We start from the raw sequence: 21755 nt of genomic DNA, 5'->3' as shown, positions 1-21755 counted from the left end.
CAGCAGGAGCTTGGCAACGATGAACGAGCACATGATCCAGGCTGACGCGGGAACCCCTTGGAGCGAATGGCAGAAATCCGCGCACCTGGCCCGGGCCGCCTGGATCACCCCCGAACAACTGTGCCCGCCGGGCCGGCGCCTGGTGTTGGTAGCGCCGCATCCGGATGACGAGGTGCTCATGGCGGGCGGATTATTGAGTCACTTCCATGGCCGCGAGCAGGACCTCGTGCTCATCTCTGCCACCGACGGCGAAGGCAGCCACCCAGGCTCGGCTCAATGGAGCGAACGACGCCTGCGTCACCAGCGCCCGCTGGAAAGCCGCCATGCCTTGCAGCAGCTCGATCTGCGGGTCGCGGACCTGGATTGGCGACGGCTGAACCTCAAGGACGGTGCCCTGCCCCGCGATGAGGCCTTCCTGGTCAATCACTTGAGCCAGTTGCTGCAACCCGGCGACCTGCTGATGTGCCCCTGGCGCCACGACGGTCATTGCGACCATGACGCGGTGGGCCGTGCCTGCGCACAGGCCGCCCAGGCGCGTGGTGCAACGCTGGCCGAAGCGCCGATATGGGCGTGGCGCTGGTCGACGCCGGACGATCCTCGGCTACCTTGGCAACGCGCGCGTCGTATCCAGCTCGACGAAGCCAGCCTCGCGCGCAAGCGCCAGGCCATTGCTGCCCATGTCAGTCAGATGGAGGCGGATGCGGACACGCCGCCCGTGGTGCCGCAACAGCTGCTGGAATGCCTGCTGCAGCCTTTTGAGCTGGTCTTTATCTGACAGCCAACCTCTCGCAGATGCCCCTTCAGCGCCCGCGCTTGAGCGTCTCGCTCGGCAACTCGCGGAACAACTGGCGATAGCTCTCGGAAAACCGCCCCAGGTGCCAGAATGACCAACGCATCGCCACTTCCGCTACCGTCACGTCGCTGGCGCCGCGCAGCAGGTCGCGGCGCGCACCGTTGAGTCGGCGCAGACGCAGCCAATGCGCCGGGGGCATGCCGGTAAAGGCCTTGAAGGCCTCCTGCAATTGACGCAACGACACCCCGGCCACCTGCGCCAGCTCCATGAGATTGAGCGTTTCTTCCGGGCAGTCCGCTGCCCATTCGCTGACCCGCTGCATGATCGCCCGCTCTTCACCGCGCTTGCCCAGTGCCTGGCCCTGCAGGCGCTGGCAGGCGTTGTCGAGGATGAACAGGCAGTCATCGAGCAGTTGCTCGGCCAAGGCCTGCCCTTCAAGGGGGCAGTCAGCCTGCGCAAGGCGTGTCAGGGTCGCGCTCAGCCAACTGCCGAACAGGGCATTCTGGCCGCTGCCCAGCGGAACCATGAACAGCCCCTGCAGACGCTCCAGATCCAGGCCGTGGCGCTGCAGGAACGGTTGGTCGAACACCACCGCCACTTCCTGGTAGTTCTCCGGGGTGATCCAGATGTTGCGGCTTTGCTCGTTGAGCAGGTACAGGCTGTTCTCGACCTGGTCGAAACAGAAGGTCAACGAACCGCTCGGCGCGCGGAAGAACTGTTCGACGCGAGTGTTCAGGCGCTCTTCGTACACCTCGACGCCATCGAGCCCCAGGCAGCGCAACTGACCGCTGAAATGCCCGGGCGACATCTGCCGGTATTGCTGCTGCCAACCGGGCGTGGCGCGAACCTGCTCGGTGACATCGGTGGTGTTGAAGGCCTGGACCTGCAAGGCGTTTTGCGTATTCACGCGGCGTCCTATATGCACTCTTTTGGTGCATTGATTGACGGAGAAAACGGATAGATAGCCCCGGGGGGCTGCGCCCAAGATAGTCCTCAGCGTGACCTGTGGGAAGTGGCTTCGTGCAACGGCGTGCAATACCAGCACACGGCGCACGGCCTGCGTACCCACCACCAAAACCCAACCAAGAGGTCTGTATGAACGCCCCCTTCGATCAGCTGTCCGCCTGGCTGAAAGAACACCGGATCACCGAAGTCGAATGCGTGGTCAGTGACCTGACCGGCATTGCCCGCGGCAAGATCGCCCCGACCAACAAGTTCCTCAACGAGCGTGGCATGCGCCTGCCCGAGAGTGTGCTGCTGCAGACCGTCACCGGCGACTTCGTCGATGACGACATCTACTACGGCCTGCTCGATCCGGCCGACATCGACATGATCTGCCGCCCCGATCCTGCGGCGGTGTACCAGATCCCTTGGGCGATCGAACCGACCGCCATCGTCATCCACGACACCTTCGACAAGCACGGCAACCCCATCGAACTGTCGCCACGCAACGTCCTGAAGAAAGTCCTCAAACTCTACGCCGACAAGGGCTGGCAGCCGATCGTTGCGCCCGAGATGGAGTTCTACCTCACCCAGCGCTGCGAAGACCCGGACCTGCCACTGCAGGCGCCACTGGGCCGTTCGGGCCGCGCCGAAAGTGGCCGACAGTCGTTCTCCATCGATGCTGCGAACGAATTCGACCCGCTGTTCGAGGACGTCTACGACTGGTGCGAAATCCAGTGCCTGGACCTGGACACGCTGATCCACGAAGACGGCCCGGCACAGATGGAGATCAACTTCCGTCACGGCGACGCCCTGGACCTGGCCGACCAGATCACCGTGTTCAAGCGCACCATGCGCGAGGCGGCGCTCAAGCACAATGTCACCGCCACCTTCATGGCCAAGCCGATCACCGACGAGCCGGGCAGTGCCATGCACCTGCACCAGAGCGTGGTCGACATCGCCACCGGCAAGCCGGTGTTCGCCAATGAAGACGGCAGCATGAGCGAGCTGTTCCTGCACCACATCGGCGGCCTGCAGAAGTACATCCCCAAGGTGCTGCCGATGTTCGCGCCGAACGTCAACTCGTTCCGCCGCTTCCTGCCAGATACCTCGGCACCGGTGAACGTGGAATGGGGCGAGGAAAACCGCACCGCCGGCCTGCGCGTCCCGACCTCCAGCCCCGAGGCGATGCGGGTCGAGAACCGCCTGCCGGGCGCCGATGCCAACCCTTACCTGGCGATCGCCGCGAGCCTGCTGTGCGGCTACCTGGGCATGATCGAGAAGATCGAGCCGAGTGCGCCGGTACAGGGCCGCGCCTACGAGCGTCGCAACCTGCGCCTGCCGATCACCATCGAGGATGCGCTGCAGCACATGGAAGACTGCAAGGTCCTGGAAGACTACCTGGGGCGCCAGTTCGTCCAGGGCTACGTCGCGGTCAAGCGCGCCGAGCATGAGAACTTCAAGCGGGTGATCAGCTCCTGGGAGCGCGAGTTCCTGCTGCTGAGCGTCTGACCCCACGGAGGGTGCCTGCGGGAGCGGCTGCTCCCGCAGGCAACGCGCTGCCCTGCTTCTGCTTCATCGAACCCGAAGAACAAGACCAACGAGGTGCCGACATGCGTCACTTGCAAACCCTGATTCCCGCAGCCTTCGCCCTGCTGTTCGGCGCGGCCGCCCATGCCGAGCCCACGGTCAGCGTGTACAACTGGACCGACTACATTGGCGACACCACCCTGGCCGACTTCCAGGCCAGTACCGGGATCAAGGTGGTGTATGACGTCTTCGACTCCAACGAAACCCTCGAGGGCAAGCTGCTCGCCGGGCGCACCGGCTACGATGTGGTGGTGCCCTCGAACCACTTCCTCGCCCGCCAGGCCAAGGCCGGCGCGTTCCTGCCGCTCGACCGCAGCAAGCTGCCGAACTGGCAGCACCTGGACCCGAAACTGCTCAAGCAACTGGAGCAGAACGACCCGGGCAACCAGTACGCCGTACCGTACCTGTGGGGCACCAATGGCATCGGCTACAACGTCGAGAAGGTCAAGGCCGCGCTGGGCATCGACAAGGTCGACTCCTGGGCCGTGCTGTTCGAGCCAGAAAACCTGAAGAAACTCAAGCAATGCGGCGTGGCCTTCATGGACTCGCCCGACGAGCTGTTCCCGGCCATGCTCAACTACCTGGGCATGAACCCACGCAGCGAAGACCCGAAAGACTACGCCAAGGCCGAAGCACGGCTGATGGCGCTGCGTCCGTACATCACCTACTTCCACTCCTCCAAGTACGTCTCGGACCTGGCCAACGGTGATGTGTGCGTGGCCTTCGGCTACTCCGGCGACGTGTTCCAAGCGGCCAACCGCGCCGTGGAAGCCAAGAACGGCGTGAAGATCGCCTACAGCATTCCCAAGGAGGGCAGCAACCTGTGGTTCGACCTGCTGGCCATCCCCAAAGACGCCAGCAATCCTGACCAGGCCCTGGCCTTCATCAACTACCTGCTCGACCCGAAAGTGATCGCCAAGGTCAGTGCGACGGTCGGCTATGCCAACGCCAACCCTGACGCCAAGGCGTTCATGGACAAGTCGCTGGTGGAAAATCCCGAGATCTATCCGTCCCAGGAAGTGCTGGACAAGCTCTACGTTTCCAGCACCCCCAGCCCGCAGATCATGCGGGTCATGACCCGCTCCTGGAGCAAGATCAAGTCCAACCGCTGATTCGAGTGTTTCCGATGCCTCATCAAACCGAACACACCGCCTCCTACTACGCCGCCACGGCCCGCGCCACGGCCCCCTACCCTGAGCTCGAAGGGGAGTTGAGCGCCGACGTGTGCGTGGTCGGCGGCGGCCTGACCGGCGTCAACACCGCGCTGGAGCTGGCCGAGCGGGGCCTGTCGGTGATCCTGCTGGAAGCCCGGCGTATCGGCTGGGGCGCAAGCGGGCGCAATGGCGGGCAACTGATCCGTGGTATCGGCCATGACGTGTCGGGCTTTGCCCGCTACGTCGGCCAGGACGGCGTGCGTTACCTCAAGCAGGCAGGCCTGGACTCGGTCGAACTGGTGGCCAGGCGCATCGAGCAGTACAACATCGAGTGCGACCTGCGCTGGGGTTTCTGTGAGCTGGCCAATACAACGGCGCAGTTCGATGCGTTCAACGACGAACTGCAGGACCTGGCCGAACTGGGCTACCGGCACGAAACCCGACTGATCGCCCCAGAGCGCATCCGCGAGGTCGTTGCCAGTGACCAGTACGCCGGCGGCTTGGTGGACATGGGCTCCGGCCACCTGCATCCACTGGACCTGGTGCAGGGCGAAGCCCGCGCCGCCAGCAGCCTTGGCGTGCGCATTTTCGAGCAGACCGCTGTGCAGCGCATCGAACACGGTCCTACCGTCACCCTGCATTGCGCTCGCGGCAAGGTGCGGGCCAAGAGCCTGGTGCTGGGGTGCAATGCGCACCTGGACGAGCTGGAGCCACGCTTGACCGGCAAGGTACTGCCCGCCGGCAGCTACGTGGTGGCCACCGAACCGCTGCCCGAAGCCCTCGCGCGCAGCCTGATCCCGCAGAACATGGCCCTGTGCGACCAGAAGGTCGGCCTTGACTACTATCGCCTGACCGCCGACCGCCGCCTGCTGTTTGGTGGCGCCTGCCACTACTCCGGCCGCGACCCGAAGGACATCGCCGCCTACATGCGCCCGAAAGTGCTGAAGGTGTTCCCGCAACTGGCCGATGTGCGCATCGACTTCCAGTGGGGCGGCATGATCGGCATCACCGCCAACCGCTTCCCCCAGGTGGGCCGCCTGAGCCAGCATCCGAACGTGTATTACGCCCAGGGTTACTCCGGGCATGGCCTGAACGTGACCCACTGGACCGCCAAGCTGTTGGCCGAGGCCATCGCCGTCGGCCACAGCCAGGGCCTGGATATCTTCAGTGCCGTACCGCACCTGACCTTCCCCGGCGGCAAGGCCCTGCGCTCGCCGCTGCTGGCTCTGGGGATGTTGTGGTATCGCGTGCGGGAGGTGCTGGGCTGATCAGAGAATGGCCTGGAGGCCCTTGTCGGCAATGATATTGAGCAGTTTCAGCGCGGGCCCGGCTGGCCGGGTCTCCCCCTGCTCCCATTTGCGTACGGTAGACGCACTGGTATGCAAATGCAGTGCGAAAACCGGCTGGCTGAAATTGAGCGCCTCGCGCAGGCGCTTGATGTCCAGCGCAGTGAAATCCCTGACGGGCGCAGGACAGATGGCCTCGAATTCGCGCATCGTTACCTTGCCAACCACGCCAGCCTGGTAAAGCACAGACAGGTCGTCACGCAACGACTCAATCAATTTGCTGGTCACAATACAGCGCCTCAAAACATACCCGTAACGGGCATATATTTGCAGTCTTGCTGGTAATGTAACAGTCCGACAGTTGAAGATTCCTTGTGGGAATTCACATCACCGAACCAAGGACGCATACCAACCCACCGGCAAACTGGCCAATCGCCAAGCACCTGCTAGCGTTGATCTGGCCCCCCTCAACGGACGCCACACATCATGAAACCGCTGCCTCGCGCCACCCTGCTGTGCGCCGCCTTGCTCGCCCTGGCCGCCTGCTCCAGCAACCGCGTCGATCCGAGCCAGTATTCCGGGTTTCTCAAGGACTACAGCCGGCTCAAGCCGGCGGAAAGTGTTTCCGGGGCGCCGGTGATGCGCTGGATCGACCCGGGGCTCAAGGCCAGCCAGTATCGACAGGTCTACATCGAGCCCAGCCAGTTCTATCCCAAGCCACAACCCACCGCGGTGATCTCGGCGCAGACCCTGCAGGCGATCACCCGCTACTTCGACGACGCCATGCGCCGGGAACTGGGCAGCGTGCTGACGGTGGTCAGCGCTCCAGGCCCGGGAACGATCGTGGTACGCCCCGCAATCACCGCAGTGTCGACCAAGACCGAGGGCCTGAAGCCCTATGAAGTGGTGCCCATCGCCCTGGTGGCGGCAGCGGTGAACACCGCCGCCGGCGGTCGTGACCAGGAAGTGGACATCGCCGTGGAGGCGGCCTTCCTCGACGGTGCCAACCAGAAAGTGCTGGCCCAGGTGGTGCGCAAGGGCGCCGGCGAGGCGCTGGAGAACGACACCGCGCAGCTCAAGCTGGAGAACGTCAAGCCGGTGCTCGATGGCTGGGCCAGCGACATGCGCCGCAGTGTCGTGGAGCTGCGCAGGAAGGGCCAGTAAACGGTGCCGGGTCAGTCTTTCGCGACCGTTGGAAACAGCACAGCGAGGCTCCTGTAGATGTTGATGTCGTCCAGGACAGGTCAGGTCGTATCAGGCGTGCTGCAGGAACGGCAGGGCGTGCTCGAGCAGGGCTTGCGGGGCTTCTTCGGGAATGTAGTGACCACAGGGCAGCTCGTTGCCGCGCACGTCCTCGGCACAGGCGCGCCACTCCTTGAGCGGGTCGAAGCACTTGCCGATCACGCCGTCACGGCCCCACATCACCAGCAGCGGGGTCTTCACAGCGTTCCCGGCATCGATATCGGCCTGGTCATGTTCCAGGTCGATGCCGGCAGCGGCCCGATAGTCTTCGCACACGCCACGCGCCGCGCCCGGTAGCGACAGGCAACGACGGTACTCGGCGAACGCCTCGTCGGTGAACGGCGCAAGGCCGGCACTGCGCCCGCCCATGACACTGCGCAGGTAACCTTCCGGGTTGGCTTCGATCAAGGTTTCAGGCAGCGGCGCCGGGCGGATGAGGAAGAACCAGTGCCAGTAGGCACGGGCGAAAGCTTCGTTGGTCTGGCGGTACATCGCCAGGGTCGGGGCGATGTCCAGCAGCACCAGGCGGGTGAGGCGCTGGGAGTGGTCGAGCGCCAGGCGGTGCGCGACCCGCGCACCGCGGTCGTGGGCCATCAGGGCGAATTGCTCGAAGCCCAGGGCCTGCATGAGCCCGACCATATCGGCCGCCATGCGGCGCTTGGAATACGCCTCATGCCGGTCGTCGGCCTCAGGCTTGGCCGAATCGCCGTAACCGCGCAGGTCGGCGGCGACCACGGTGAAATGCTCGGCCAGCTTCTCGGCCACCTTGTGCCAGATCACATGGGTCTGCGGGTGGCCGTGCAACAGCAGCAATGCCGGCCCCTTGCCGCCGATACGGTAGGCGATCTCGATACCTTCGACGTGCTGGAAGGCTTTCTTGAAACCCTGGAACATGCCAATCACTCCGTTTCGTGTGCACTCAGGCCGCAAGGCGACCCTCCAGGTGCCGAGCATAGCTGCGGCACCAAAGGCATCAAGAACGCAAATGCAGAGCGAAGCAACACGAATCGTGGAGCATGGCCTCAAGCAACGAAGCCGTAGAAGATCGCCGACAAGGTGATCAACCCCACCAGCACGACGAAGACGTTCGACAGCGCGCCCGAGTACTTGCGCAGCGAAGGCACCTTGCGCACTGCATACATCGGCATCAGGAACAGCAGGCAGGCCAGCACCGGGCCACCAAGGCTTTCGATCAGGCCGAGGATGCTCGGGTTGAGGGTCGCCACGATCCAGCAACCCAGCACCATGAACAGCGCCGTGACACGCTCCAGGCGCTTGGCCGACCAGCTTTTACCGCGGCTGCGCAGGCTCTTGACGATCATGCCCTGGAAGCCTTCGCTGGCACCGATGTAGTGGCCCAGGAACGATTTGGTGATCGCCACCAGAGCAATCAGGGGCGCGACAAAAGCGATGACCGGGGTCTGGAAGTGGTTGGCCAGGTACGACAGGATCGAGATGTTCTGCACCTTGGCCGCAGCCAGGTCGGCTGGGCTCAGGGCCAGCACGCAACTGAAGCAGAAGAACATCACCGTCAGCACCATCATCACGTGGGCGGTGGCCAGGGTGCGGCCGCTCTTGCGGTCGGCGTCGGTGCCGTAGCGGTGCTTCTGGTCGACGGCGAAGGCCGAGATGATCGGCGAGTGGTTGAACGAGAACACCATCACCGGAATCGCCAGCCACAGGGTCAGCAGCAGCCTGGAGGCGCTCAGGCCTTCGCCGGCCTGGGCAAAGAAGGCGCCGTTCCAGTTGGGGATCAGGCTCAGGGCCAGCAGCAGGAGCGAGGCGACGAAGGGATAGACCAGCACGCTCATGACCTTGACGATGATCTGCTGGCCGCAGCGCACCACCACCATCAGGCCGGCGATCAACAGCAGCGACAACAGCGCACGCGGCGGCGCGGTCACGTGCAGCTGGTGTTCGAGGAAACTGGTGAGAGTGTTGGTCAAGGCCACGCTGTAGACCAGCAGGATGGGGAAGATCGCCAGGAAGTAGAGCAAGGTGATGAGCTTGCCGGCGCCCACACCGAAATGCTCCTCGACCACCTCGGTGATGTCTTCGTTGCCGCCACGGCGCCCGGACAGCACGAAGCGGGTCAGCGCACGGTGCGCATAGAAGGTCATCGGGAAAGCCAGCAGCGCGAGGATCAACAGCGGCCAGAAGCCCCCTACCCCGGCATTGATCGGCAGGAACAGGGTGCCGGCGCCGATGGCGGTGCCGTACAGACCCAGGGCCCAGGTGGTGTCGTGGCGGTTCCAGCTGCGCGTGGCTGTGGTCGAAGCCGGCGCAGCCGAATCCGCACGAACGGTCGTGGTGTTGTGTACATCAGTCATGGGTTTCGCCTTTGTAGTTGTTTTTGTTGCTCGGTGAAGCGGGTGTTGCAGGTGGATTCAGGCGTGTTGAGTCGGGCTCCTTGAGCGCCTGTTCTCGGTCCTCTGCACCGACGCGATACCTGTAGGAGCGGACTTGCCCGCGAAAAAGACACCGCTGCCTGGCACGGGCTACGCCCGTGTTCGCAGTTGCGCCTTCAGGGCTGGGTTGCGAACAGGGCGACTCAACACTCGACAAAGGCGACGGCCAGGCCGCCGCGCGAAGTTTCCTTGTAGTTGGCGTGCATGTCCGCGCCGGTGTCGCGCATGGTGCGGATCACCCGATCGAGGGAGATGAAATGCTCGCCATCACCCCGCAAGGCCATCTGCACGGCATTGATCGCCTTCACGGCGGCGATGGCATTGCGCTCGATGCACGGCACCTGGACCAGACCGCCGACCGGATCGCAGGTCAGGCCGAGGTTGTGCTCCAGGGCAATTTCAGCGGCGTTTTCCAGCTGCGGCGGCGTGGCGCCGAGCACTTCGGCAAGGCCTGCAGCGGCCATGGAGCAGGCCGAACCGACCTCCCCCTGGCAACCCACTTCGGCGCCGGAGATCGATGCGTTTTTCTTGCACAGGATGCCGACCGCCGCCGCTGCCAGCAGAAAGGCCACCACGTCGTCATCGCAGGCGCCCGGGTTGAACTTCATGTAGTAGTGCAACACCGCCGGGATGATGCCGGCCGCACCATTGGTCGGTGCCGTGACCATGCGCCCGCCCGCGGCGTTCTCTTCGTTGACCGCCAGGGCGAACAGGTTGACCCACTCCATCGCGCTCAGGGTCGAGCCGATCACGTTGGGCTTGCCCAACTCCTGCAGGCTGCGATGCAGACGCGCAGCCCGGCGCTTGACCTTGAGCCCTCCAGGCAAGATGCCTTCATTGCGCAGGCCGTTGTCGACGCACTCGCGCATGGCCGCCCAGATATTCAGCAAGCCGCTGCGGATCTCATCTTCGCTGCGCCAGGCCAGTTCGTTGGCCATCATCAACTGGCCCACGGTCAAGCCATGGGTCTTGCACAACGCCAGCAGCTCGGCGCCTGACGAAAACTCGTAGGGCAACTCGACCTGCGCGACGCGACTGACCGGGGCATCGATTTCAGCTTGCTCGATGATGAAGCCGCCACCCACGGAGTAGTAGGTCTGGGTCAGCAGGCTGCCCTGCCCGTCCAGCGCTTCCAGGCTCATGGCATTGGGGTGATAGTCCAGGTTTTCGTCGAGCAGGCGCATGTCGCGGCTGTACTGGAACGCCACCGGGTGCGAGCCATCGAGCATCAGGCACTGCTCCTGCATCAACTGGTCGATGCGCGGCTCGATACTGTGCGGGTCGATGCGGTCCGGCCACTGCCCCATCAGGCCCAGCAGGCAGGCGCGATCGGTGGCATGACCGACGCCGGTGGCCGACAGCGAGCCATACAGGCGCACCTCGACCCGCTGCACCTGGGCCAGCAGGCCGCGCTCGCGCAGCAACCGGGCGAAGGTGGCGGCGGCACGCATGGGCCCCACGGTGTGGGAGCTGGACGGCCCGATGCCGATCTTGAAGAGGTCGAAAACACTGATAGCCATGCTAATGCCTGACCGCCGCGACGTTATTCGCCGCTGCGCGGCCCTCCGGAAAAATTGATGGGTACTGCGAATTTGCGCGATACTGCCGCGCTCGCCTGGCGATGACCAACGAAAATTCCTAAGCAAGCCTTTAGCAGGACTAAACAATGAAAGGGCAGCTCAACGGCCAGGTGTTCGTCTGGTTGCATGTGTTCTCCTGTGCCGCGCGGCACCTGTCGTTCACCCGCTGTGCCGAAGAGCTGCACATCACCCCCGGGGCGGTCAGCCAGCAGATGCGCCAGCTTGAAGAGCGCCTGGGCTTCGCCCTGTTCCTGCGCCGTGCCCGTGGCGTGGAGCTGACAGCCGAAGGGCAGCGCCTGGCGCAGACCGTGGCCGAGGCCTATGGCAGCATCGAAGCTGAACTGCTGCGTCTGGACGCCGGCGAAATTCGCGGTACCTTGCGCCTGCGCTCGATCCCTTCGTTCCTCGCCAAATGGCTGACCCCGCGCCTGCCGCGCTTCCAGCAGCGCTACCCGGACATCGAGCTGCGCCTGGTGGCCGAGGACAGCAAACAGGCCCTGCACGACGGCGATTTCGACCTGGCGATCGACCTCAACGACGGCAGCTATCCTGGAATGCTCTCGACCCCACTGCTGGACGAACAGATCTTCCCGGTCTGCTCCCCGGCCCTGCTGCGCGGTCGCCCGCCCCTGCACGGCCCGGCCGATCTGGTGCACTACCCGCTGCTGCACGACATCACGGCCTGGCGCGGCAGTTCGGAGTACGCGGAGTGGGAGTTCTACCTTGACGGTATCGGTGCGGGTGGCCTGAACGTACGACGCGGCCACACCTTCAACCGCAATCACCTGACCATCGAGGCGGCGATTGCCGGTATCGGCGTTGCGATTGCGCGGCGGACCTTGCTCAACGACGAACTCGAGCGCGGCACGCTGATCGTTCCGTTCGGTGTACCGATCCCCAATCACAAGCGTTATGTACTGCTCTACCCGCCTGGTGGCCTGACCCAACCCGGCGCCCGCGCAGTGCATGACTGGCTGGTGGAAGAAGCACAGACCTTTCGCGCCCTGCATCCGCTGATGTGAAACGGCCCCGCTGCCGGTTGCCTGGCAGCGGGGCCGCACACCCTGGTTACTGTGCTGGTGCAGTGGTCGGTGGCGCTTCGTTGGTCACCCGCAGGATCCCCCATAACCCGGCGGTATTGCCGTAGGCGGCGTAGTCGCGGAACAGGTAGTCCCCCGGCACCGCGTTGGCACCACCCGCGCTGGGCAGCATGAAGCTGAAGTGCGCCGCCGGCAGCACGCTCTCCTGCGCGCCGATGTACATCGCCATCGGGTTGTAGCCGAAGCGCACCGAACCGATGCCCGGCAGGCCCATGGGGTAGCCGTCCAGGTCGTTCTTCTCGGCCTGGTAGGCATGCAGCGGCCACAGGTGCCCGTCGAGCTGGTAGGTGATACCGCGGCTACCACCACTGGGCATCAGCACATGGCTGCGCAGCGGTTGACCGGGCTTGGCCCAAAGCACCGGTGTCTGCGGATCGCCGTTGACCAGGGCGTTGCTGTAGGCCATATGGGCGTTGGGGACATCGGCGAAGCCATGACCATCGGCGTGGCCGAAGGGGGTATCCGGTGCCAGGCCGAAGCGCAACCACAAGGGCTCGGTCTTGTAGTTGATGGCCATGTTGCCATTGTCTTTCGGATCACCCGGCACGCCATTGCCCTCGGTGGCGATCCCCTCCACAGGACGCCCATCGGCCCAGCGCATGTTCAGCGAGCGTTGCCATACCGTCACCAGGTCACGGTAGTCCGCCTGGCCGCTGACCTTGACCGTGGCCTGGGCGCGGCTGGCGCTGTCTTCGGTCCAGGTGGCGGTCTGTGGAAGGACGCTCATGGCGCCAACAAGACCTTTCTGAGGCTGCTTGATGAAGTCCGCCGGGGTCAGGTTGAGCCCGCCGAACTCGATGGCGGTGGTGTTGATGTTGTCCACCGTACGCCCCAGTTGCAGCACCGGCTTGCCCTCGCGCTCCAGATGCCCGGCGTAGTACTGATACACCTTGCTCGGGTACGTCCCACTGTTGCCCGCCCGTGGCGGGACAGTCTGCACGGGGTTGAGGCCGACGTTGGCGCCATCGGACTTGGTGATGTCGTACGCCAGCAACTGCGCATGCAAGCCAACATGGCTGGACGGGCGCATCAGGTTGTTGTTGAAGGCCGTGGAGCCCTCGCTGGCATTGCGATCACGCTTGACCACGTTCTGCATCACCGCCGTACTGGGCAGGTCCGGCATCATCAGCGGCAGGCGGTTCTCCAGGGTGATGCTGATGCAATCCCCCGCATTGGCACGCAGTACCAAGGGTTCTACTGGAATACCTGGCTTGAGTTTGCCGGTCACGGCATCGAGGTCGGCCTTGCGCACATACAGCACCGCCGTCGGGTCATGCAGCGGCGCACTGTGGCCGCCCAGGGTGAAGGTCGTGCCGTCCTCCTCGTCGGTCACGGTTGCCAATGGAATGCTGGTGCGCCGACTGTTGAACACCAAGGTCCCGCCGTTGCTCTTCAACGGCCCGCCGACGTGCTGGTTGACCCCCGCCGGATCGCTGATGCTGACACCCTGGCGGTTCTCCAGAATGTCATTGGCCAGCGCGGCAACCACTTCATAGCTGCGCTTGACCGTCGGCCGGGTGCCGATGCCATTGGCATTGGTCGTGGTTTTCGGGCAGATGCCGTCGAAGTTCACGGTGTTGCGCATGGCCACCGGTTGCGGGTTGTTTGGCAGAGCAATCAAGTCTGGCCGCTGCGCCGTGTAGTTGCGCATTACCCCCCAGATGCCGTTCCAGTAACCCTCCAGCGCCGCATCCAGCGAATACAGGTAGTCGCCGTTGCTGGCGGCGGAGCTTGAGATCATCGACACCGGTGCCATGAAACCCATCTGCTCGGAGATACCCACCATCTGCGAGGCTTTCCACCCCGAGTTGGAGCTGCTGCCGAAACCTGAACCGTTCTGCAGCCACTTCACGCCATGCAGGGTCACGTTGTGCTCCTCTTCATGCCCACCAGCGTGCATGCGCAAGCGCACGTTGTCGCCGGAATAGGTGCGCAGCATCGGGGTGAACGGATCGCCTGGCTCGGTGCCCTTGTTGATGTGCGGCGGGAACAGCGTGGTGCCGCCAGTAGGGCCGATCGCCGAGGTGATTGCCGAGGGCGCCAGGTTCAACGCTGGAATCGCCCGGTCGGTGCGGGTCTGCAGGGCATAGGCCAGGTCGCCACCCAGGCCGTCGGCCTGCATGCCGCGCTTGCCGTCCGGGCCGACCTTGTTGGGGTCGAACACACGCAGGGCCAGCGGTTCGTTGCGGTAGTTGACGACGAACATCCCCGGATCATCCACCGAAATCGCCTGTGGGCACGGCCGGGTCGGACAGCCTGGGCTCAGCCCGCCGCGCGACTCGACCACCGCCTCCAACAGGTTCGACGCCTTCTGCCGCACCGGCGGGTTGATGGCGTAGCGGAAGCTGTCGGCGGTGGCCGGATACGCCTGGCCGTTAGGCACGCCATCGGGGCCGGCCCCCACGTACACACCCGCTTCATAGGCATGCTGGAAGTCGCTGTACTCGAGGAAGAACTCGCGGTAGCTGTCGTTGCGCCCGTCGCCATCGTGGTCGCCGGTCTGGATCACGGCCTGCCACGAAGTCGGCCCGCCATCCTGGCGCAGGGCCGGGTTGTACAACTGCTCGCCGGTTTCGGCGTGGTACCAGGTGGAGCCTGCGGGTTCTGCCAGCACAGTGGCATACAGGCCCAACTGCTGATGGGTCGATGGGCCGAGGTGGTCGTGGGTGAAGATGGTGCCCAGGCCACGGTCGACGTTGTACACGTTGATCAGAGGATCGGCGAACCAGCGTTGCATGGCCGTGCGCGCGCCGAGCCAGTCTGCCCGGCCGAAGCGGCCGAAGTACGGATGCTGGCGTGCTTTCGGGCAGGCCGCCGAGCCATCGCGGGCATCGCCCTCGCTGCAGCCGTTGTAGGCGCGGATGGCATCCACGCGCTCGACCACGCTGCCGGGCGAGAGAATGCCATCTTCGTAGTTCCAGCCATTGGCAGAGCCGTCGGCGGCGGTCAGGTCCCATTTGGGCAAGTGGATGTGCTGGCCGATCACGTCGGTCGGGGTGCGCACCTGGTAGTCGTCCATCTCGTAGAACGAGGGGATCAGGTTGGTGTGCACGTACTGGGTGCAATCGAAGGTGTTCATGCGCATCACCAGCGGCTCCGGCGGGCGCTGCTTGGTGATCACCGGCCAGGCGTCTTCCCACAGGGCCAGGATGCGCGCCTGCGGGAAGTGGTAGCCGACCTTGTTGTACACCGCATCGAACTGGATATTGGCGGCCTTGTAGATGCGCGGACGGTCGGCGGTGAAGGTCGAGGCGCCGCGAAAACTCATGCCGGTGAGGCTTTCGCCGCTGGCGAATTCACCCACCCCGGAGGATTGGGTCAGGCGCTTGCCGCGATCATCCATGCAGGGTTCGTAGAATGGCGCGCCTGCGGTGGGCAAGGCGCCGTTGGTACGGAAGGCCTTGGCCACCGGTGCACTGCCGGGTATCAGGGCGAAGCTTGGGTGCTCGGCCTTGGCGTGGAACTGCATGGCGGCCTGTTCGACCTCGGTGCCCTCCTCGGGCAGGTAGATCGGCTTGGCCTTGTGCACCACCTTGGAGAAATCCAGTTTGGTGGTGGTGGTCACCGCCTCGCCGCCCGCCGATACGCCGTCCAGCGCATGGCGACCGAGGCCGCCGTCCCAGCCATCGACCTGGTTGGGGTCCAGGTTGGCCCACAGTGCCTTGCCGCTGTCCTTGAGCTGGCGAGCCAGGGCCGGGTCGAGCATGTCCAGCGGTGGGGTTGGCGGACGCTGACCGACACTGCTTTCCATGCCACCGACCCAGAACGGATAGCCGGGGTTCTTCAGGGTTCCGTCGGCATTGCGATTGGTTTCGCTGCGATCGACCAGGGCCAGCGACCCCACGGCCCGTGGCGCGCTGGCGCCCTGCCCATGGTCATCGCCACCCTCCTCTTGAGCTTCGTCGTCACCCTGTTCGGCGACGAGGGTCTCGGCCAGTTTCGGCACCACGGTCACCTTGCCCGGCATTGGCGCCATGGCCTTGCCTGGCAGCGGCACGACCGCCGGAATCGGCGTACCGGCGACGATCTCGCCGTCGGGCAGCGCCCGCGCGCCGCTGGCTGGCTTGCCATTGCGCAAGGCGAACGGCGTAGCGTGGAAGCCATTCTCGCTGTCACCACTCACGGCCAGGCGCGTGCCGGGCTCGAACACATCGTGCACCCGCCACATGGCCCACATGCCCTGGGCAAAGTGCGGATAGAAGTGACAGTGATAGATCGCATCGCCCGCCACGCGGTTGCGGTTGCCCGAACCGCCATTGGCGATTTCATAGGTGTAGCCGACCCCCGGGCCGATGCCCTGGGCGTCGATATAGTCCGAATTGTCGTCGTTGGGGTTGAACAGCCACTGGTGGCCGTGCAGGTGGAAGATGTGCTGCTCGTGGCCGTTGTGGGTGTTGCGGAACTTGGTGAAGTCACCGATATAGCTGTGGTGCACGTTGGACGGCTCGGCCGGGTACAGGGCCATGCTCGCCTTCACCCCTGTGGCGCTGGCCGGCGGCACTTCGCCAGGGCGGATGTGCTCGAGGCCGACGTTGGCCGGAACATCCACCAGGGTGCCGATATCGCCGACGGTATGGGCGCTGAGGAAGAACTCCTCGTAGGCACACGACAGGCAGTCGTGCATCGGCCCGACGCCCAGACGGTTGGCCACCACCTCGGCGCCCATGCCGCCAGAGCCGTAGTTGATCATGAACGAGTCACGTGCCGGCTCCAGCACATGCCCCATCACCGGGTCCGCCCAGTAACCGGGGAAGGCCTGGGTGCCGGCCACCTCGTCGGCGAACTGCGAAGCGAAGTCACGGAAGGCTTCGAGGCGGTTGGGCAATGCCGGGTTGCGCTTGCCGACGCTTTCCAGCGGGTAGGTCGCGCGCGGGAAGCTGCCATCGGGGTTGGGGCCCATGACGATGGCATCGGTTTCGCTGCTGAGGATCTCGTTGCCATCGACCATGGCAATGATCGGTTTGCCGGCCTTGCCTTCGGCGATCCACGGTTGGACCTGCGGATAACGTGCCTCGTAGTCGATCACTGGCTGGCCGGTGGCGGTACGGCCTGAGGTGGCCAGGCGCATTTCCTCTTCGGTCAGGGTGTTGCGATAGGTCCGTCCGGCCTTGGGCACCACCACCACCTGGCCAAACAAGCCATTGGCGACATTCCCGGCATTGCCTTCACCGCCAAAGGGCGCGCCACGGCTGGAGGCGGCAAAGGCGCCCTCGCGCTCGGCGTAGAGCGTGTAGCTGCGGGTGCCGCCCGGGGCGATCAGGAAGTTGGCGTTGCGCCCGGTATTGGCGGCGATGTCGGCGATGCTGTTGACCGCCTGCATGCCGTTGACCTGGAAGCCGACATGGCGATCGCTGACCTGTTCGTCGGCGACGAAGTGTTCGTCGTCCTCGACTTCAGGTAGCTCGACCTCTTCGCCCTCCTCGCCCTCGGCTTCCTCGGGGTGAATGCCGTGCTTGTTGGGATTGGCCTGGTAAGCGAGCAAGTTGGTGAGGTTGACCGTCAGGCAGTCGCCTGCGGCAACCCGCAGCACGATCGGGCGCGGGCGTTTGTCCGGGCGCAGGGTGACCTTGCCCGGCACCGCAGCGCCGCCCTGGCTCAGCGGAACGTGATGCTCATCGACCACATCGTGGCGCAGGGCGAACATCATGCCATTGGCGTTCTGCGCGCCCAGGCGGTTGAACATCAACGGCTGGTCCAACGCCACCACATTGGCCACCAGGGTGCGCTGGCACTGCACGGCCGCTTCGCCAGTGGCCTGCCAGGCCAGCACGGCCAGGGCGAGTGACGTCAGGATGGAGCCTTTGGGCGGGGTCTTCATGCTGCACCTCCGGGGACACAGGGACTCTGCGAGGTGCCGGAGCAAGGGTCATGCCATGGGAAAAAATCTTGTGCTTTCAGTAGCTTGTATGTCCAAAGGGATCGCAGTGGGGGCGATTCCCCACTGCAATTCCCCTTTATCGGGGGTCATGTCCGCAACGAGAACTGGTTCACTGCCTTGGGCAGGCCAAGGTGCTCGCGCAGCGTGCTGCCCTGGTATTCGCGTCGAAACAATCCGCGCCGCTGCAGCAACGGCACCACTTCCTCGACGAACACCCGCGCGCCTGAAGGAAACATGTCGGGCATGATGTTGAAACCATCTCCCGCCCCGGCCAGGAACCACTCGGCCAGAGTGTCGGCGACCTGCTCAGGGGTGCCGACCGCCAGCCGATGGCCCACCAGGATGCGTCGTGACAACTGGCGGATGGTCAGGTTTTCGCGCCGGGCCAGGTTCAGCTGCGCCTCGAGAAAGCCATGGGAGCCCTGCTCGAACGCTGCCACCGGGCCGATCCTGGCCCAGGGCAAGGGTGCATCCGGGTCCAGCTCGCGGGCATCGATACCGATGCGTCCGGCCACTTGCTGCAACAGGCCATGCTCGCCATGCCAGGCGTTGAGCTCGTCGAAACGCGCATGGGCCTCGGCCTCGGTGCTGCCGATCACCGTCGACAGCCCCGGCATGATCTTCAGGTGCCTCGGGTCTCGCCCCCAGGCCTTGGCGCGGGCTTTCATCTCCCGGTAGAAGGCCTGCCCGTCAGGCAAGGTGGTCTGGGTGGTGAAGATCGCATCGGCATAGCGCGACCCCAGCGCCTTGCCGCCTTCGGAAGAACCCGCCTGGACCAGCACCGGACGCCCCTGGGGCGAGCGCGGCAGGTTCAGCGGACCTTTGACCTGAAAGTGCCGCCCCTTGAAATCGAGGGTGTGGACCTTGTCCGGATCGGCGAAACGCCCTCCCGCCCGGTCACCGACCACGGCATCTTCTTCCCAGCTGTCCCACAGCTTGAGCGTCACCTCGAGAAATTCCTCGGCGCGGCCATAGCGATCGACATGCAGCGGCGCACCCGCCAGGCCGAAATTCTGCGCGGCCGCGTCGCCGGCGTTGGTGACCACGTTCCATGCGGCGCGCCCACCGCTGATGTGATCCAGCGAGGCGATGCGCCGGGCCAGGTTGAACGGTTCGTTGTAGGTACTCGAACAGGTGGCGATCACCCCGATGCGCTCGGTGGCGGCGGCCAAGGCGGTCAGCAGCAGGGTCGGTTCCAGCCGTCCACCCGGCTGGCTGGCGACATCGCCGGGCAACGCCGGGCCGTCCGCGAGAAAGACCGCATCCAGGCAACCCTTTTCCGAAATCCGGGCAATATCCCGGTAGTACGCGACATCGACATAGGCGTCGATGGCCGCCTCGCCCTGGCGCCACGCTCCGGCGTGGGCGCCGAACCCCAGGATGTTCATGCCCAGGCTCATCTGCGCTACATCTGTGCTCATGAGGCTCTCCGTGCACTCAGAATCGGAAGGCAACGCCAGTGGTCACGTTGAACGCGTCCCCTGGGTAGAAATTCGCAGAATCGCGCCCGCCTGCGTCATAGGCTGTGTTGGTGGCACTGGCATAGCGCTGATTGGTGAGGTTGCGCAGGTCGGCGAACACCTCCCACTTGCGGCTTGGCGCCTGGTAGCCGAACTTGGCGCCCCACAACAGGTACGACGGGGTCTGCCAGGTGTTGCCGTAGTCGATGTAGTAGCTCGACGCCGCACGCAGGTTGAGCGAGGCGTAGAAACCACTGGCCTGGCGATAGGCGAGCTCGGCCTGGTAGACCTGGCGCGGCAGGCCGGGCAGCTCGTTATCGCCGAAACGTTCGTCGTGGCGATACTTGAAGTCGTTGAGGGTGTAGGCCTGGCGCAGGTCGAGCGTGTCGCCGTTGGCACCGGTCCACAGCAACGCATTGAGCCCCGCCTCGATGCCTTGATGCAGGGTCGGGCTGGCGTTGGAGGTGGCCGTGAGCTGGTCCTGGGTGGCGGTTGCCTGTTGCACGACCACGGTCAACAGCTCTTTCTGCACCCAGGAGCGGTACAGGGTCAGGCTGCCATCGAAGATCCCGTGGTTGCCGCGCACCCCCACCTCGAAGGTGGTGGCCTTCTGCGGCCGGACATCGTAGAGGAAAGGATTGCTGGTACTGCCCAGTTGCCAGGTCACCGGCGGGTCGATACTGCGGCTGACGTTGCTGAACAACTGGAATTCGGGATTGATCTGGTAGCGCAGGCCCAGGCGCGGCGCCAGGTCGTTCTCGACGTATTCGACGCTAGTGGGGAAGTTGCTGGGGTTGGCCGCGGTCAGGGTGCTCGCCTCGATCTCGCCCTTGCGGCGGATGTTGACGAACGAGAGCCCCGACGACAACCACAGGTCATCGGCCAGTTGCAGCTCGTTGGCCAGGGTCAGCACGGTATCGCGCGAACCGGTGTAGTTGGTTTCCTGGGTCTTGAGCCCGGTGGCGCGGCTGTGCGCCTTGACATCGGCCAGGTAGGCGCGGGTGTTGCTGAAGATCACGCTGCTGTCACTGGGCAGGCCGAGGAAGGTGTCGCCGGTACGCAGGTAGCGCAGGGTCAGGTTGATATCCTTCGAGCGCCAATCCTGCGGCGCCACGGCATAACGCCAGCCATTGAGCAGCGGGTAGTTGTTGTACGACGCGCCGACTTCGAGCCTGGCGCCATCGTCGAAGGTGTAGGTGGTCTTGTTGCCGATGAAGGTGGTGCCGTCCTTGCGCCGCCCGGTGGGCACCAGATTGCTGCGCGGATCATGCTTGAGCTGTGCGCGGGTCAGGGTGTTGCCGTTGATCAATTGCTCTTCGCGGTACTTGAAGAACACACGGGTCTGCAGCTTGGGGCTGAACACGTGGCCGAAGTTGGCGGCGATGCCACGGCCTTCGTTGCTGGCGTGGTCCTGGTAGCCGTCGCGCTCGTTGTGCAGCACGTTGATGTAGTAATCGCTGTCGCCCACCACTCCACCGGTGCTCAGCTGCTGCTTGCGGTAGCCATAGCTGCCGACTTCGAAGCGCGCGTAGTTGCCGGGGTCGGTGCGGCCGGTCTTGCTCACCATGTTGATCGCCCCGCCCAGCGCCAACGCGCCGTACTCGTAAGCGTTGGCGCCGTAGAGCACCTCGGTGTGATCCACCGCCTGCATGTCGAGAAAGTCTTCCTGGGTGCCGCCGGGGCCGGTGATCGGCAGACCGTCGAAGAGGAACTTGGTGCCCAGCACGTAGCCTTGGTAGAAGGTGTTGAGCCCCGAGCCGCGGATCGAGATCTTGTTCGCAGCAGTACCGCTGGTGCCCTGGGCGAACACACCGGGCTGCAGCGCCAGTACGTCCTCGGCGTTGGCCGCACGGCCCTGCTCGACTTTGCGGTTGTCGACCACCGCCGTGTTGCCAGCAACCTTCTGCAGGCGCTTCTGGTCCTGCTGGGCGCCGGTTGCCGCAGCGCCGGTGACCGTCACCGTGCCCAAGGTGGATTCCTCGGCGGCCAGCGTTGCCGGGCTGAAGGCGGCCAGTAACAACGGCAGGCTGGCGGCGGTCACCAGGCTGAAACGCGGCTGAGCGGAAAATCGGACTTTCGCGCGCACTACTGATACTCCCCATTTATAGATAGGACCGTGTTTCGCTGTTGTTCACGAAGTACGGTCGGGTATTCAAATGGGGTTATTGCAGTTGTTGTGCCAAGGCACTGAATACACTATTTCAGCGATTCACGTGTTGGATGACGGGCTATTTGTACAACCCGCTGTTCAATAAACAACAGTTCAAGGCCACACCAGAAAATTCAGCTTTGATTCGGGCATTTCGATATAACGACCGCTGT

The 21755-nt window shown here is 64.5% G+C and carries 14 protein-coding genes; 6 read left to right on the top strand and 8 right to left on the bottom strand.

The genetic code is table 11. From position 1 onward, the window contains the following. The first annotated feature begins 19 nt into the window (after window positions 1-19). The gene (locus AC2CGW_RS07530; RefSeq protein WP_411382555.1) at window positions 20-775 is read left to right on the top strand and encodes a PIG-L deacetylase family protein; all 756 of its coding nucleotides are present in this window, start codon (window positions 20-22) and stop codon (window positions 773-775) included. A gap of 25 nt (window positions 776-800) precedes the next feature. On the opposite strand, the gene AC2CGW_RS07525 is transcribed toward AC2CGW_RS07530, so the two are convergent. Then, the gene (locus AC2CGW_RS07525; RefSeq protein ID WP_186664492.1) at window positions 801-1700 is read right to left on the bottom strand and encodes a helix-turn-helix domain-containing protein; all 900 of its coding nucleotides are present in this window, start codon (window positions 1698-1700) and stop codon (window positions 801-803) included. Window positions 1701-1888: 188 nt separating this feature from the next. Here AC2CGW_RS07525 and AC2CGW_RS07520 point away from each other — a divergent pair, with 188 nt between their 5' ends. The 3 genes from AC2CGW_RS07520 (at window position 1889) to AC2CGW_RS07510 (ending at window position 5747) form a co-directional block, all read left to right on the top strand. Then, window positions 1889-3247, top strand: a complete 1359-nt coding sequence (locus tag AC2CGW_RS07520) for a glutamine synthetase family protein (RefSeq protein WP_054891312.1) — start codon at window positions 1889-1891, stop codon at window positions 3245-3247. Window positions 3248-3348: 101 nt separating this feature from the next. After that, a complete protein-coding gene (locus AC2CGW_RS07515) occupies window positions 3349-4437 on the top strand; it encodes a polyamine ABC transporter substrate-binding protein (protein WP_484573786.1) in 1089 nt (362 codons plus the stop codon). A gap of 14 nt (window positions 4438-4451) precedes the next feature. Continuing rightward, complete coding sequence (locus AC2CGW_RS07510) at window positions 4452-5747, top strand: NAD(P)/FAD-dependent oxidoreductase (protein ID WP_484573785.1); 1296 nt, start codon at window positions 4452-4454, stop codon at window positions 5745-5747. Here AC2CGW_RS07510 and AC2CGW_RS07505 read toward each other — a convergent pair whose 3' ends face one another. Continuing rightward, window positions 5748-6053 carry a helix-turn-helix domain-containing protein gene (locus AC2CGW_RS07505; RefSeq protein WP_186664486.1) on the bottom strand — a complete coding sequence of 102 codons (306 nt, stop codon included), beginning with the start codon at window positions 6051-6053 and terminating at the stop codon, window positions 5748-5750. Window positions 6054-6251: 198 nt separating this feature from the next. Between AC2CGW_RS07505 and AC2CGW_RS07500 the strand changes: the two genes are divergently transcribed. Continuing rightward, window positions 6252-6929 (top strand): DUF3313 domain-containing protein, encoded by a 678-nt coding sequence (locus AC2CGW_RS07500; RefSeq protein WP_186664482.1) that lies wholly within the window; start codon window positions 6252-6254, stop codon window positions 6927-6929. A 90-nt stretch (window positions 6930-7019) separates the two neighbouring features. On the opposite strand, the gene AC2CGW_RS07495 is transcribed toward AC2CGW_RS07500, so the two are convergent. From AC2CGW_RS07495 to AC2CGW_RS07485, 3 genes are all read right to left on the bottom strand, one after another. Continuing rightward, window positions 7020-7901 carry an alpha/beta fold hydrolase gene (locus AC2CGW_RS07495; protein ID WP_186719469.1) on the bottom strand — a complete coding sequence of 294 codons (882 nt, stop codon included), beginning with the start codon at window positions 7899-7901 and terminating at the stop codon, window positions 7020-7022. Between the two features lie 128 nt (window positions 7902-8029). Then, complete coding sequence (locus AC2CGW_RS07490; protein ID WP_484573784.1) at window positions 8030-9337, bottom strand: serine/threonine transporter; 1308 nt, start codon at window positions 9335-9337, stop codon at window positions 8030-8032. A gap of 221 nt (window positions 9338-9558) precedes the next feature. Next, complete coding sequence (locus AC2CGW_RS07485) at window positions 9559-10935, bottom strand: L-serine ammonia-lyase (RefSeq protein ID WP_186664476.1); 1377 nt, start codon at window positions 10933-10935, stop codon at window positions 9559-9561. 146 nt (window positions 10936-11081) lie between these two features. Between AC2CGW_RS07485 and AC2CGW_RS07480 the strand changes: the two genes are divergently transcribed. Further along, complete coding sequence (locus tag AC2CGW_RS07480) at window positions 11082-12017, top strand: LysR substrate-binding domain-containing protein (protein ID WP_186664474.1); 936 nt, start codon at window positions 11082-11084, stop codon at window positions 12015-12017. Window positions 12018-12063: 46 nt separating this feature from the next. Here the strand turns inward: AC2CGW_RS07480 and mnxG are convergent, their stop codons facing one another. The 3 genes from mnxG to AC2CGW_RS07465 form a co-directional block, all read right to left on the bottom strand. Then, window positions 12064-17913, bottom strand: a complete 5850-nt coding sequence (gene mnxG, locus AC2CGW_RS07475) for a manganese-oxidizing multicopper oxidase MnxG (RefSeq protein ID WP_484573783.1) — start codon at window positions 17911-17913, stop codon at window positions 12064-12066. 146 nt (window positions 17914-18059) lie between these two features. After that, a complete protein-coding gene (locus AC2CGW_RS07470; protein ID WP_484573782.1) occupies window positions 18060-19394 on the bottom strand; it encodes an LLM class flavin-dependent oxidoreductase in 1335 nt (444 codons plus the stop codon). Between the two features lie 16 nt (window positions 19395-19410). After that, a complete protein-coding gene (locus AC2CGW_RS07465; protein ID WP_484573781.1) occupies window positions 19411-21519 on the bottom strand; it encodes a TonB-dependent receptor family protein in 2109 nt (702 codons plus the stop codon). Window positions 21520-21755 lie beyond the last annotated feature (236 nt).

Source organism: Pseudomonas sp. SYWMCR5 (assembly GCF_057197165.1).
Note: the sequence above shows the minus strand (reverse complement) of the source record. Positions and strands in the feature narration are given on the sequence as shown.

Excerpts from the sequence above, each read along its gene's own strand:
- AC2CGW_RS07490 (WP_484573784.1), bottom strand. The coding sequence starts at position 9,337 with ATGACTGATGTACACAACACCACGACCGTTCGTGCGGATTCGGCTGCG.
- AC2CGW_RS07500 (WP_186664482.1), top strand. The coding sequence starts at position 6,252 with ATGAAACCGCTGCCTCGCGCCACCCTGCTGTGCGCCGCCTTGCTCGCC.
- AC2CGW_RS07510 (WP_484573785.1), top strand. The coding sequence starts at position 4,452 with ATGCCTCATCAAACCGAACACACCGCCTCCTACTACGCCGCCACGGCC.
- AC2CGW_RS07485 (WP_186664476.1), bottom strand. The coding sequence starts at position 10,935 with ATGGCTATCAGTGTTTTCGACCTCTTCAAGATCGGCATCGGGCCGTCC.
- mnxG (WP_484573783.1), bottom strand. The coding sequence starts at position 17,913 with ATGAAGACCCCGCCCAAAGGCTCCATCCTGACGTCACTCGCCCTGGCC.
- AC2CGW_RS07480 (WP_186664474.1), top strand. The coding sequence starts at position 11,082 with ATGAAAGGGCAGCTCAACGGCCAGGTGTTCGTCTGGTTGCATGTGTTC.
- AC2CGW_RS07495 (WP_186719469.1), bottom strand. The coding sequence starts at position 7,901 with ATGTTCCAGGGTTTCAAGAAAGCCTTCCAGCACGTCGAAGGTATCGAG.
- AC2CGW_RS07515 (WP_484573786.1), top strand. The coding sequence starts at position 3,349 with ATGCGTCACTTGCAAACCCTGATTCCCGCAGCCTTCGCCCTGCTGTTC.
- AC2CGW_RS07470 (WP_484573782.1), bottom strand. The coding sequence starts at position 19,394 with ATGAGCACAGATGTAGCGCAGATGAGCCTGGGCATGAACATCCTGGGG.
- AC2CGW_RS07520 (WP_054891312.1), top strand. The coding sequence starts at position 1,889 with ATGAACGCCCCCTTCGATCAGCTGTCCGCCTGGCTGAAAGAACACCGG.
- AC2CGW_RS07530 (WP_411382555.1), top strand. The coding sequence starts at position 20 with ATGAACGAGCACATGATCCAGGCTGACGCGGGAACCCCTTGGAGCGAA.